Source organism: Nocardia sp. NPDC058244, from assembly GCF_042882065.1.
Classification (GTDB): Bacteria; Actinomycetota; Actinomycetes; order Mycobacteriales; family Mycobacteriaceae; genus Nocardia.
The window spans coordinates 657,158-668,956 of sequence record NZ_JBHVWX010000004.1 but is presented as its reverse complement, the minus strand read 5'-3'; the positions used below and the strand labels follow the sequence as shown (position 1 = coordinate 668,956).

Below are 11,799 nucleotides of genomic sequence, written 5' to 3'. Positions count from 1 at the left end.
GTACCCCGAAGGGCCTTACCGCTCGACTTGCATGTGTTAAGCACGCCGCCAGCGTTCGTCCTGAGCCAGGATCAAACTCTCCGTTGAAGACTCTCGAAACACTCCCGAAGGAGCGAATCAGAATAATCTAAAGACTAGAGTCCGAAAACCTAGCAATGCCGAACACCAGCAAAAGTTTGCTGACATTCAAAATGTCCACTCCTCAACCGGGGGGTATGAGAAGCGGAACCAATAATAATATTGGCACTGACATTCATCGACACACTATTGAGTTCTCAAAGAACACACGCACAAGCATCCACCCGCAACATTTTCGTAGGGGCTTCAGCGAGGCAGGGTTCAAACTTAGCCCACGCAAGTGCCCGGACGCAAATCCGGGCTAAGTGAGCTGTCTTACTTGTTGTTGTCGGCGCTCATCGTCCAACCTCGTTTCCCTGGTACTCGGTACCGGGTCGGTGTCCGTGTCGCTCTGACTTGAATAAAGTTACGTGTCGACAATTGCAATGTCAAATTCCCTAGTCAGGGGTTGTTTCGCGTGTTCTTACCGGCGCGACATAGGCGGATCGGGCGAAACACGCCGGTGTGCGGCCGCGTGTGTCCGTGGCGAATCCGATTGCCGCGCTGGTAGGTCGACGGCCGGTACCGTGGCGCGGACAAGCCGAGGGCACGGAAGGGTCTGCGATGGCGGGGCGGAACGCGAGGCGACGGTGGGTTCGGCGGGTGGTGGGCGTCGGTGTCGTCGTCGCCAGTGGCGTGGTGGTGGTGACGGCCGCGGCGAATATGGCTACCTGGGCGCTGTCGTCGGGGCATCGCAGTGATGTGGCGGGAGCGCCGATCGTTCCCGTGGTGATCGTGCCCGGGGCGAAGGTCGCGGAAGACGGGACGCCGATGGCCTATCTCCGGGGTCGACTCGATGTGGCTATCGAGTTGGTGGCAGCGGGGAAGGCTGGGGAGATCCTGTTGTCGGGTGACGCCGGTGGAGCGTCTGGGGACGAGATCGCCTCGATGACGCGGTATCTGCTCGAGCGCGGGATCGATCCGTCGATCGTGAAGGCCGATGGGGAGGGACTGTCGACGCGGGAGACGTGTGAGCGGGCGCGGTCGATGTTCGGGGTCGAGCGGGCGATCATCGTCAGTCAGTATCAGCATCTGCCGCGGGCGGTGGCGTTGTGCCGGGCGGCGGGGATCGAGGCCGACGGGGTGGTCGCGTATTGCGATTGCCGGCGGAGTACCGAGGTGCGTAACAACGTCAGGGAGTGGCTGGCCGCGCCCAAGGCTGTCGCGGAGATGGTGCTGCGCTGAGGCCGAGTTGCGAATCTGCTCATCCGTGGCCGGGCGGTTCGTCGAGCCGCTGGTTCGCATCCTCTCGAGCGCGCTCTACTTCGTCCAGCCAGCTGGACTCTCCGAACCAACGTTCCTGGCCGGGGCCGGCGACCTCTGCACGTTGGAAGTCCTGGATTGGATCACCGTGCCGCCACTGTGCACGGTCGACGAGAGCGGAATCGACCTGCGGATAGCGGATGACGTCGGGTGTTCCGATTGCTGGGACCTCGGTCCGACTCACAGCATCTGCGCGGAGAAGAGTCTCCTGCCATGTTCCGCAATCGTCGATTCGGAACCCGACCTTGCTTCGGCAACGTACACAAGCGATGTTGGCTCCCCCCGAGCCTGTGATGCCGAGGCAGCCGAGATCGTCATCTGAGTTGACGAGCACCATCGTGTCGCAGGTATCGCCGGGATTCAGCACGTACTGCGCGCCGCCCGGCCCCCGATAGCGCCGTCCGTCCGGCCGGACGGAATCGATCGGCGGATATGTATGTACGGCGAAGGTGCCCGCCATCTGCCGCGCTGGTAGGAACTTCCAGATCAGGTGCGGAAGTTTGGGCAACTCCGCATCGCTCCGCCACGGGACTTCGCGGAGCGGGACGCTGACCGGCCCGTCACACACGGCGCAAACGAAGACCCACACCCTCTCACCATCTGCCAACGTCCTCAGCCGCGCAACTACAGCCACCTGGTGGGGGCGGGTTCCCGCTATCAGATGCGACGGCCGCCATCTGCCGCTCGCCGGAGGAGGTAGGAGCCGGTGGCGGCAACGGAAATTCGGTCGGGACGTTTCCTCGGCGAAAGATCGGTCAACCCTGTCGGTCGGTCCGGGAGGTGTGCGGACCGATTCCGATCATCGCGCTGATCAGCGCTTTTCAGGAGGACATTGTGCGAATCGTCAAGGCGGTAGCGGTTGGGCTGGCTGTTGCGGCCGCCACAGTCGCGGGGGTGGGTTCGGCTGCCGCGGAGCCGGAGCAGAAGGAGAACATCTATATCGATGTGTCGGTGCTGGGGTGTTCGGTGGGTGCCGGGCTGGGTGGGGACGTGCTCGTCGCGCTGGGTGGTGGGAGTGGGTCGAGTGCGCTGGTGAATTCGTCGCTGGCGGCGCGGCTGCGGGCCGCGGGGTGCCTGCCGCGGCTGTAGGACCTGCGCCGATGGTCTCGCCACGCGCGGCGGGACCATCGGGGTGCCGTGCTCGGGGAATCGCGATCGCGTACCGTGATCGGGGTTGTCATGATGGCCGACGGAATGGGGTGCATCGTGGGCGGATCCGAGCACGCCGCGCGGCTCGTACGTTTCTGGCAGACCGTGGAGTTGTTCGGTCCGCAGCGCGTTCCGGAGGTCGGGGCGCTGCCCGAAGACGGACTCGTGGTCGAGCCGGCGGCCGACGATCTCGCGCCGTGGGAAGACCTGGCCGCGCTTCCGCCGCTGCGGGCGGGACGGGTGTGGCAGTTCGTCGTGTACGGCGGGCTTTTCGGGATCGGGCGTGCGCGCGAAGCGCTGGTCCGGGCGTTCGGGGAGGACCGGCTCGAAGCCGATGCCCGACGTGCCGGGACCACTGCCGCTTTCGCGGTGACGTTGACCGAGGACGGGGTGGTCGTCGGCGGTTCGGCGAGCCTGTCGGGGTTGGCCTGGGCGGTGAATCGGTTGCGGTCGCCCGGGCCGGCGGACAGTGGGTGGGCCGAGGGGTTCGATCATGATTCGGCCGCGTTCACGGCGGCCTTCGATACGTTGACGCGCGAAGCCGCGGCCGCCGATCCCGAAGAGGTGCAGCACTCGCCCCGGTGGCGGGCGCTGGATGTGGCGGGGCGCGGTGTCGGCGCTTCGCTGATCGCGGCGGGCGCGGACGGGGTCATCTCCCCCGGGCTCGCCGGGATGTCCGCGCTGGCCTTCGCCGAGCGGCTCCTACCCCAGGACCCGGAGGAACCGGCCGAAGCGCCGCACCTCAGCGGGCGCGATCTCCAGACGTTCACCGGCGAACTGTGTGGGGCGCTGGGGATTCGGTCGGAATTGCGCGCGGGCGGGGTGCGTGTCGCGTGTGTGCAGGTCGCGGCGCGCGACACGGTCGCCGGCGAGGATCGGCTGAACAGTGGTCTGCGTGCGGACCTCGCCACGCTGGCGGCGGCGATCGAGCGCGGCGATGTCGGCGCGGCGATGCAGGACTATCTCGCGGCCACCGAGACGCTGCCGGTGCACGAGCGCATCGATGTGCGGGAGCGCCAGGACGTGGTCGTCGAAGGGCTGCTCCCCCATCTCGTTCCGGACGGACGCTGGCCGGGTGACCCGCTGGTGTCGGGTCAGCAGTTCGCGGTCGACAGCGCGCTGGCCGGATTGCGGGACGGCGCGGGGATTTTCGCGGTGCACGGCGCGCCGGGGACCGGCACGACGACGATGCTGCGCGATCTGCTGGCGGGGATCGTGGTGGAGCGGGCCGCGCAGCTGGCCTCGTTCGACAATCCCCTAGACGTGTTCACCGGGGTCACCGAGCAGGTGCAGGTCGCGAAGAACTACACGGTGGGCGCGCATCGGCTGGCGTCGAATGTCACCGGGTTCGAGGTGGTGCTGACGACGGGGAGCGAGGAGGCCGCTGCCGACGTCGTCACCGAGATCCAGCGACGTGACGCCATCGATCGCGAGTTCGACCATTTCACCGAGCTGGCCGACCTCGTCGGCGACGAGCCCGCGTGGGGTTTGGTCGCCGCGGCGCTCGGCGCGGAGCGGCGGACCTTCGGGGAGCGGTTCTGGTTCGGCGACCGGTTCGCCACCGAACGGTTCTCCGGCTCGACCGCGGGCGGCATGCTCGACATTCTCAAACAGGCCGAGGCCGATCCGGATTCGATCCCGGACTGGTCGACGGCGGTGCAGGATTTCGCGAGTCGGCGCGCCGAGGTGCGCAGGCTCGCGCAGGAGCGGCAGGACGTCGCCGACGCGGTGGCCGAGCTGCCCGGGATGCACGAGCAGCTGCGGTCGATCGCCGCGGATATCGCCAATGCCGATACCGCGCACGCGCATTGGCGGGAACGGCATCAGCTGGCGACCGAGCATCTGCGGGCGGCGCAGGCCACCCAGCATCGGGTCGGCAAGTTGCTCGGGGAGCACGGTGGGCAGAAGCCGGGGTTCGCGGCGTCGGCGTCGACCGGGTTCAGCGCGGGTCGGCGCTGGAGTACCCGGAGCAACGAGTTGCTGCGCGAGCGGCATATCGCCGAGTCGGAGATGCGGCGGCGGCAGACCGAGGTCGAGTACACGCGGGGGCAGTGGGCGGAGGCGGCCGAGCACGGGCGCGCGCTCATCCAGGCGCATCGGGAACTGACCGCGCGGCGCGAGGCGGCGCTGGAGATCATCGAGCGGGCGCGGGAGAACTGGGCCGACACCATCCCGTTCGGTGACGCCTCCGGGGACGACGAGCGGTTCCAGCTGTGCAATCCGTGGGCCGACGAGCAGTACTCGACCGCGCGGCGGGAGCTGTTCCTGTCGGCGTTGCGGCTGCATCGGGCGTTCCTGCTCGACGCGGCGCCGCGGGTGCGCGACAACCTGATCGTGGCGATCGCGCTGATCCGGGGTGAGCTGGCCGAGGAGCCGAAGCCGGAAACCGTGGCCGCGGCATGGCAGACGCTGTTCCTGGCGGTGCCGCTGGTGGTCACGACATTCACGGCCGCGCCGCAGTTGTTCGAGGGGCTCGGGCGGGAGGCGCTGGGCTGGTTGTTCGTCGATGATGCCGGGCAGGCCGCGCCACAGTCGGTGGCCGGCGGACTGTGGCGGGCGCGGCGGGCGGTGATCGTCGGTGATCATCGTCAGCTGGGGCCGATGGAGACGTTGCCGACCTCGGCGCAGGAGGCGCTGGTGCGGCAGTTCGGGCTCGACGCGGAGTGGATGCCGGATCTGGCGTCGGCGCGGCGGGCGGCCGATCGCGGGGTGCGGCACGGGACATGGCTGACGCCGGCCGATGCCGCCGAGCCGGTGTGGGTCGGTGCGCCGTTGCGGGTGCATCGGCGCAGTGACCTGCCGATTTTCGAGCTGACGCATCGAATCGCCTACGACGACGATCTGCTGATCTTCGGAACGCCGGAGCGGGCGGAGTTCCCCGGTCAGGATCGGTGGATCGATGTGCGATCGGCGCGGGCGGAAGGGAATTGGATTCCCGGTGAGGGTGAGGCGCTGGCCGAGTTGCTGGCGCAGCTGACCGAGGACGGTGTGTCGCCCGGGGATATTCGGGTGGTCAGTCCGTTCCGGGATGTCGCGCGCGGGGCGCGGGAGGTCGCGCGGGAGGTGCTCGGGGCGGAGTTCGCGGCGCATCAGGTGGGGACTGTTCATGCGATGCACGGGAATTCGGCCGAGGTCGTGGTGCTGATCCTAGGGACCTCGCCCGCCGCGGGTGGGTCGCGGCGGTGGGCGGCGACGAATCCGAATGTGCTCAATGCCGCGGTGTCGCGGGCGCGGCGGCGGGTGTATGTGATCGGCAACTACCGGTTGTGGAGCAGCCAGCGGTATTTCGAGGAGCTGGCCGCGCAGTGGACGGTGCAGGACGAGCCGGCGCGTCAGACGGTCAGCCGGTAGAAGCGCCAGAAACCGAAGTCCTCGATGGGGAGGACGTCGACGGCGGTGAAGCCCGCGTCCACGGCGTACTCGGCCAGTTTGGCGGTGCGCATGACGGTGCCGGTGCCCGCCGAGCCGGGGTGGGCCATGCCGTCGGGCAGGCAGATCAGCAGGCTGAAGCCGTACATCAGGCGATCGACATCGCTTGCCGGTGCGGTGAATTCGGCGTCGACGGCTTCGTCCATGACGATCACGACGCCGCCGGGACGCAGTGCCTTGCGCATGGCGGTGAGGATCTCGACGGGGTGGGGCATGTCGTGCAGGCATTCGAAGGCGAACACGGCGTCGAAGGTGGCTTCGGGCAGGTCGGTGGCGGCGTCGCCGTGGTGGAAGCGGACGCGGTCGCCGAGGTCGGCGGCATTGTCGCGGGCCATCGCGACCGAGGGCCCGTCGATGTCGTAGCCGTCGACCCGCAGTTCCGGGTAGGCGCGGGCCAGCGCGATGGACGACCAGCCGCCGCCCGAGCCGACATCGGCGGCGCGGGCGTCCTGGCCCGCGAGTTTCGCGTGTATGTCGGGCACGCCGGCCAGGTCGACGGCGAGGCGGTGCTCGAACCAGGGGCGGTTCATGTCGGACTGTGATTCGCGCATGTCCACGCCGTATTCGGACCAGCCGACGCCGCCGCCGTCGCGATAGGCGCGGACCAGGCCGGGCAGCTGGACCGCGGCGCCGGCCAGCATCCTGGCCAGGGGCGCGAGGTAGTTCAGACTGGTGGGGTCGGTGAGGACTTCCGCGGGACCGGCGGGGAGGGTGAAGCGGCCGTCATCGACGGTCAGCACACCGGTCGCGGCCTGCTGCTCGAGCCATTCCCTGGCGTAGCGCAGGTCGCCGCCGGCGCGCGCGGTCAGTTCGACGGCGTCGGCGGGGCCGTGCTCGGCCAGTGCGCGGTACCAGCCGAGCCGGTCGCCGAGGTGCACCGCGAGGATGTCGACGGCGCCGAGTGCCGCGCCGAACAGCCGGTCGGCGAACTGCTCACTGGTCTGCTCCGCTGCGGTCACGTCGATCCTCCTGGCTCGATCGCGGACCGGTCGGCCCGCTGTAGCGAAGTACGTGGTCGCGCGCCCCGTGGTTCATTCGAAGTCAACGATTCGGTCTCCGACCGGCCGGTTGCGGCGTGATTGCGGGACACTGGCCGGTGCTTGTGTCGAATGATCGGAGTAGTCATGCGAACAGCCGTCCTCGGATCGACCGCTTGCGCCGCGATCGCGATCGTCCTCGCGCTGCCGGTGGAAGCCGGTGCCGATCCGGTCACCGATTTCCTGTGCAACAGCGGGTCGAGCCAGTTCTGTCTGCCCGCGCCGCCACCACCTGGTAGCGACTGCCATCCGTCGTATGACCCGTGTGTGCCGATCGCCAGCGATGTCGACTGCGAGGGCGGTAACGGGAACGGTCCCGTGTACACCGGACGGGTCCGGGTGATCGGGCCGGACGAGTACGGGCTCGACAGCAACAACGACGGGATTGGCTGCGAGACCAGCTGACGCGCGGCGCGGACGTCGTGCCGCCAGCCGATAGCTGCTGCCCACGCATCAGCCGGGCCGGTTACGGCGAATCGAACAGCAGGGCGCCGGGGTCGACGTCGGTGCCGATGGCGGCGCTGGTGATCGAGTCCTTCGGGGAGTCCATGACGACGATCGGGCAGACCGGGGAGTTGCCGGTGGCGGCGATCTCGGTGGGGTCGAAGGTGACGATCGGGGCGCCTGCCTCGACTTCGTCGCCTTCGGCGGCCAGGAGGCCGAAGCCTTCGCCCTTGAGTTTCACCGTGTCGATGCCCAGGTGGACCAGGACGCCGACGCCGCTACCCAGGATGACGAAGGCGTGCGGGTGGAGTTTGAGGATCTTGCCCGCGAGGGGGGCGGTGACCGTGAGGGTGCCGCGGGTGCGGTCGGGGTCGATGGCGACGCCCGAACCGACGATCTGACCGGCGAAGACCGGGTCGGGGACGTCGGCGAGGGGGATGACCTTGCCTGCCAGCGGAGCGAGGACGGGCACGCTCACAGGATGTCCTCGATGTCCTCGGCGAGGGTGTCGGCCTCGGGGCCGACGACGACCTGGACGACCGAGCCCGCCTTGAGGACGCCGTGCGCGCCGGCGGCCTTGAGGGCGGCTTCGTCGACTTTGCTGCCGTCCTTCACCTCGGTGCGCAACCGGGTGATGCAGGCCTCGATCTCGACGATGTTGTCCGCGCCACCCAGACCCTTGACGATCGCTTCCGCTTTGGACATGTGTTCTCCCTTTCCGCGGTGGTTGCCGGTTCCAGTATGGGAGCCTCGAATGTGCGCCACGTCATATTTCGCGGTTGACATCCGGCAGCCACCTGGTCAAACTTACAACTGGTTATGACCGGACAGTACCCGTCAGGGTCACCGGTTCACAACAGTTAACCCGGACAGACTCGCAAGTCCGTTCGGCTCGCCGAGACCGCCGGGAACCCGGCACGAAGAAGGTCGACATGTCTGCCGTTACCGACAGTCCCAAGCAAGAATCGAAGGTGTTCGCGGGTTTGCAGCGCCTGGGTCGCAGCCTCATGCTGCCGATCGCGGTGCTCCCCGCGGCGGGCATCCTGTTGCGTCTCGGGCAGGACGATCTGCTCGGCCGGTTCTCCGCGCTGGAGAGCACGGCGGCGGTCATCTCGGCGGCCGGTCAAGCGGTCTTCACCTGGTTGCCGCTGATCTTCGCCGTCGGTATCGCGATCGGCTGGGCGAAGAAGGCCGACGGGTCGACGGCGCTGGCGGCGGTGGTCGGTTACATGGTGATCGACGGCGTGTTCAAGGCGATGTCACCGATCGTGCTGGAAGGCAAGACCGATCCGAAGGGCGCGCAGGCGCTGATCAACTACGGCGTGCTCGGCGGCATCGTGATGGGCTTGCTGTCGGCGATCCTGTGGCAGCGGTTCTATCGCACGAAACTGCCGGACTTCCTCGGCTTCTTCAACGGTCGGCGGTTGGTGCCGATCCTGACCGCGATCACCGGCCTGGTGGTCGGCGTCGGCATGGCGTTCATCTATCCGGCCTTCAACTCCGCGCTCACCTGGGTGGGTGAGACGGTCGCCGACAACACCGTCGTCGGCGGCGGTATCTACGGCGCGGCCAACCGTCTGCTCATCCCGACCGGCCTGCACCACATCCTGAACTCGACCGTGTGGTTCCTCGTCGGCGACTACACCGACGCCTCCGGCCAGCTCGTGCGCGGCGACCTCAACCGGTTCTTCGCAGGCGACCCGACCGCGGGCACCTTCATGACCGGCTTCTTCCCGATCATGATGTTCGCGCTGCCCGCCGCGGCGCTGGCGATCTGGCACAACGCGCGGCCCTCGCAGAAGAAGCTGGTCGGCGGCATCATGCTCTCCACCGGTCTGACCGCGTTCGTCACCGGCATCACCGAGCCGCTGGAGTTCTCGTTCATGTTCGTGGCGTGGCCGCTGTACGTGGTGCACGCGATCCTGACCGGCACCTCGATGGCGCTGGTGAACGCGCTGGGCATCCACGACGGATTCACGTTCTCGGCGGGCGCGATCGACTATCTGCTGAACTTCGGCAAGGCCACCGACGCGTGGCTGCTGATCCCGATCGGCCTCGGCTACGCGGTGATCTACTACGTGCTCTTCAGTTTCGTGATCAAGAAGTGGAACCTGCGCACGCCCGGTCGCGAGGAGGAGACCGATGTCGAGGCCGGCGTGCCCGATGTCGCCGCGGTCGAAGCCGAGGCGGCGCTCGAGGCGACCGGCGATACTCGGACCGACGCGCCGCTGGTCGCCGAAGTCGAATCGAAGCTGGACAAGAAATTGGAAGGTGAGTGAGGACATGACCACCCGCACAGTCGTCGTCGGATCCCAGGTGGGGCTGCATGCCCGGCCCGCAGCGAAATTCACCCAGGCCGTGCAGGCCACCGGCGTGCCGGTCCGGATCTCCATCGGAGACGGCGAACCGGTCGACGCGGCCAGCGTGCTCGCGGTGATGACCCTGGGTGCGGGCCACGGCACCGAGGTGACCCTGCACGCCGACGACGACGCCGTGCTGGACACCCTGGCCGCGCTGGTGGCCTCGGATCTGGACGCCGCCTGATGGGCGAACAGGTGATCCGCGGCCTCGGCGTGAGTCCCGGGGTGGTCGTCGCGCCGTGGTTGCGGTTCGGTTCGCAGCTGGCGACTTCCGCGCAGGATCCGGTCGGCGGCTCGGTCGAGGACGAGATGGTCCGGGTCAAGGCGGCGCTCGGCGGGGTGGCCGACGAGATGCAGGCCAGGGCCGGTCGGGTGAGCGGCGTCGCCGCGGAGATCCTGTCGATGTCGGCGACGATGGCCCGCGACCCGGGCATCGTCGCCGCCACCGAGAAACAGCTGGCCGACGGGATGCCGACCGCGCACGCGGTGCACCTGGCGTTCGAGGGATTCTGCGCCAAGCTCGAGGCGCTCGGCGGGTACATGGCCGAGCGCGCGACCGACCTGCGCGATATCGGCGGGCGCACCGTCGCGGTGCTGCTCGGCGAACCGATGCCGGGCATTCCCGAGCCGGGGTATCCGTTCGTCCTGGTCGCCCGTGATCTCGCGCCCGCCGATACCGCGATGCTCGGTGACAGCGATGTGGTCGGGCTGCTGACCACCGAGGGCGGGCCGACCAGTCACACCGCGATTCTCGCGAAGTCGCTGGGACTGCCCGCGGTGGTGAACTGTCCCGACACCGACCGGCTGGTCGAGGACGCGCCGGTGCTGCTGGACGGCGGCACCGGCGATGTCGTGATCGATCCGAGTCCGCTGCGGCAGCAGGCCGCGATCGAGCAGGCCGCCGCCGACGCGGCCCGGCTGGCGGCGGCGAGCGGGCCGGGGCACACCGCCGACGGGACGCCGGTGCAGATCCTGGTGAACATCGGCACCGTCGACGACGCGGAGAAGGCGGGACCGGTCGACAGCGAAGGTGTCGGGCTGTTCCGCACCGAGTTCATGTATCTCGGCAAGGCGACCGCGCCGAGCCTGGACGAGCAGATCGCTTCGTACACCACGGTTCTCGAACAGTTCGCCGGGCGCAAGGTGGTGGTCCGCACGCTCGACGCGGGCTCGGACAAGCCGCTGCCGTTCCTCGATCTCGGGACCGAGGAGAACCCGGCGCTGGGTGTGCGCGGGCTGCGGATCGGGACGGTGTTCCCGGACACTCTGGCCACCCAGCTCACCGCGCTGGCCAGGGCGGGCGAGGCCACCGGGGCGGATCTGTGGGTGATGGCGCCGATGGTCGCCACCGCCGACGAGGCCGCCGGATTCGCCGCGCTCGCCAGGGAATCGGGGCTACGCAAGGTCGGGGCGATGATCGAGATTCCGGCGGCGGCGTTGCGGGCGGCCGATCTGCTGGCGCATCTGGATTTCGTCAGCATCGGGACCAACGATCTGAGCCAGTACACGTGCGCGGTCGATCGGATGGCGGGTGGGCTCGCGCATCTGCTCGATCCGTGGCAGCCCGCGGTGCTCGATCTGATCGCGATGGTCGGTGCGGCGGGGACGGCGGCCGGGAAGCCGGTCGGGGTGTGTGGTGAGGCGGCGTCGGATCCGACATTGGCGCCGGTGCTGGTCGGGCTCGGGGTGACGAGCCTGTCGATGTCGGTGCCCGCGTTGCCCGGGGTGCGGGCGGCGTTGTCGGCGGTGGATATCGAGACGTGCCGGGACGCTGCCGATGCCGCCTGTGCGGCGCGGAATCCGCAGGTGGCGCGTGAGGCGGTCGCGGCGATCGTCGGGCGGGCATGAATCGGAGGAGGGTACGGGTGGTCGGGCCGCTGCACAGTGGGTGTGGCCGGGCTTCGTTCGCGCGTAGCACGAGGGTTCGCCCGGTGCGCGATGCCGGGCACAACCGCTCCCCCGCCTCCTGCCGACCAGCTTCTGAAATCACCTGCGCCACC

The 11,799-nt window shown here is 68.6% G+C and carries 11 protein-coding genes and 1 rRNA gene; 7 read left to right on the top strand and 5 right to left on the bottom strand.

Translation table 11 applies throughout. The annotated features are described in order from the left end of the window. Nucleotides 1-87 (bottom strand): 16S ribosomal RNA (locus ACFVW6_RS16345); the annotation flags it as partial. Between the two features lie 633 nt (nt 88-720). On the opposite strand from ACFVW6_RS16345, the gene ACFVW6_RS16340 reads away from it, so the two are divergent. After that, nucleotides 721-1,302 carry a vancomycin high temperature exclusion protein gene (locus ACFVW6_RS16340; RefSeq protein WP_378827061.1) on the top strand — a complete coding sequence of 194 codons (582 nt, stop codon included), beginning with the start codon at nt 721-723 and terminating at the stop codon, nt 1,300-1,302. Between the two features lie 19 nt (nt 1,303-1,321). Here ACFVW6_RS16340 and ACFVW6_RS16335 read toward each other — a convergent pair whose 3' ends face one another. Continuing rightward, nucleotides 1,322-1,888, bottom strand: a complete 567-nt coding sequence (locus ACFVW6_RS16335; protein WP_378827063.1) for a hypothetical protein — start codon at nt 1,886-1,888, stop codon at nt 1,322-1,324. 386 nt (nt 1,889-2,274) lie between these two features. Between ACFVW6_RS16335 and ACFVW6_RS16330 the strand changes: the two genes are divergently transcribed. After that, nucleotides 2,275-2,469 carry a hypothetical protein gene (locus tag ACFVW6_RS16330; RefSeq protein ID WP_355279243.1) on the top strand — a complete coding sequence of 65 codons (195 nt, stop codon included), beginning with the start codon at nt 2,275-2,277 and terminating at the stop codon, nt 2,467-2,469. Nucleotides 2,470-2,559: 90 nt separating this feature from the next. Next, nucleotides 2,560-5,880: a DEAD/DEAH box helicase gene (locus ACFVW6_RS16325; protein WP_378827065.1), complete on the top strand. Its 3,321-nt coding sequence runs from the start codon at nt 2,560-2,562 to the stop codon at nt 5,878-5,880. Here the strand turns inward: ACFVW6_RS16325 and ACFVW6_RS16320 are convergent. Then, nucleotides 5,862-6,917 (bottom strand): class I SAM-dependent methyltransferase, encoded by a 1,056-nt coding sequence (locus ACFVW6_RS16320; RefSeq protein ID WP_378827067.1) that lies wholly within the window; start codon nt 6,915-6,917, stop codon nt 5,862-5,864. The genes ACFVW6_RS16325 and ACFVW6_RS16320 overlap by 19 nt on opposite strands. A gap of 165 nt (nt 6,918-7,082) precedes the next feature. Between ACFVW6_RS16320 and ACFVW6_RS16315 the strand changes: the two genes are divergently transcribed. Then, entirely contained in the window at nt 7,083-7,400 is a 318-nt protein-coding gene (locus ACFVW6_RS16315) for a hypothetical protein (RefSeq protein WP_378827069.1), read from the top strand. 61 nt (nt 7,401-7,461) lie between these two features. Here the strand turns inward: ACFVW6_RS16315 and ACFVW6_RS16310 are convergent, their stop codons facing one another. After that, on the bottom strand, nt 7,462-7,917 hold the full coding sequence (locus ACFVW6_RS16310; RefSeq protein ID WP_378827071.1) for a PTS glucose transporter subunit IIA: 456 nt from the start codon (nt 7,915-7,917) through the stop codon (nt 7,462-7,464). Next, a complete protein-coding gene (locus ACFVW6_RS16305) occupies nt 7,914-8,144 on the bottom strand; it encodes a glucose PTS transporter subunit EIIB (protein WP_218721810.1) in 231 nt (76 codons plus the stop codon). The genes ACFVW6_RS16310 and ACFVW6_RS16305 overlap by 4 nt, the downstream gene beginning before the upstream one ends. A 227-nt stretch (nt 8,145-8,371) precedes the next feature. Here ACFVW6_RS16305 and ACFVW6_RS16300 point away from each other — a divergent pair, with 227 nt between their 5' ends. Genes ACFVW6_RS16300 through ptsP form a run of 3 tightly spaced genes read left to right on the top strand, consistent with a single transcriptional unit; the run spans nt 8,372 to nt 11,647 of the window. Beyond that, nucleotides 8,372-9,718: a PTS transporter subunit EIIC gene (locus ACFVW6_RS16300; protein ID WP_355279233.1), complete on the top strand. Its 1,347-nt coding sequence runs from the start codon at nt 8,372-8,374 to the stop codon at nt 9,716-9,718. 4 nt (nt 9,719-9,722) lie between these two features. Further along, nucleotides 9,723-9,983 (top strand): HPr family phosphocarrier protein, encoded by a 261-nt coding sequence (locus tag ACFVW6_RS16295; protein ID WP_378827074.1) that lies wholly within the window; start codon nt 9,723-9,725, stop codon nt 9,981-9,983. Next, nucleotides 9,983-11,647, top strand: coding sequence for a phosphoenolpyruvate--protein phosphotransferase (ptsP, locus tag ACFVW6_RS16290; RefSeq protein WP_378827076.1), 1,665 nt, complete (start codon nt 9,983-9,985; stop codon nt 11,645-11,647). The genes ACFVW6_RS16295 and ptsP overlap by 1 nt, the downstream gene beginning before the upstream one ends. The last annotated feature ends 152 nt before the right edge of the window (nt 11,648-11,799 follow it).

Bases quoted from the DNA above. Each gene is read 5' to 3' on its own strand.
- ACFVW6_RS16305 (WP_218721810.1), bottom strand. From the start codon at position 8,144: ATGTCCAAAGCGGAAGCGATCGTCAAGGGTCTGGGTGGCGCGGACAAC.
- ptsP (WP_378827076.1), top strand. From the start codon at position 9,983: ATGGGCGAACAGGTGATCCGCGGCCTCGGCGTGAGTCCCGGGGTGGTC.
- ACFVW6_RS16300 (WP_355279233.1), top strand. From the start codon at position 8,372: ATGTCTGCCGTTACCGACAGTCCCAAGCAAGAATCGAAGGTGTTCGCG.
- ACFVW6_RS16295 (WP_378827074.1), top strand. From the start codon at position 9,723: ATGACCACCCGCACAGTCGTCGTCGGATCCCAGGTGGGGCTGCATGCC.
- ACFVW6_RS16315 (WP_378827069.1), top strand. From the start codon at position 7,083: ATGCGAACAGCCGTCCTCGGATCGACCGCTTGCGCCGCGATCGCGATC.
- ACFVW6_RS16325 (WP_378827065.1), top strand. From the start codon at position 2,560: ATGATGGCCGACGGAATGGGGTGCATCGTGGGCGGATCCGAGCACGCC.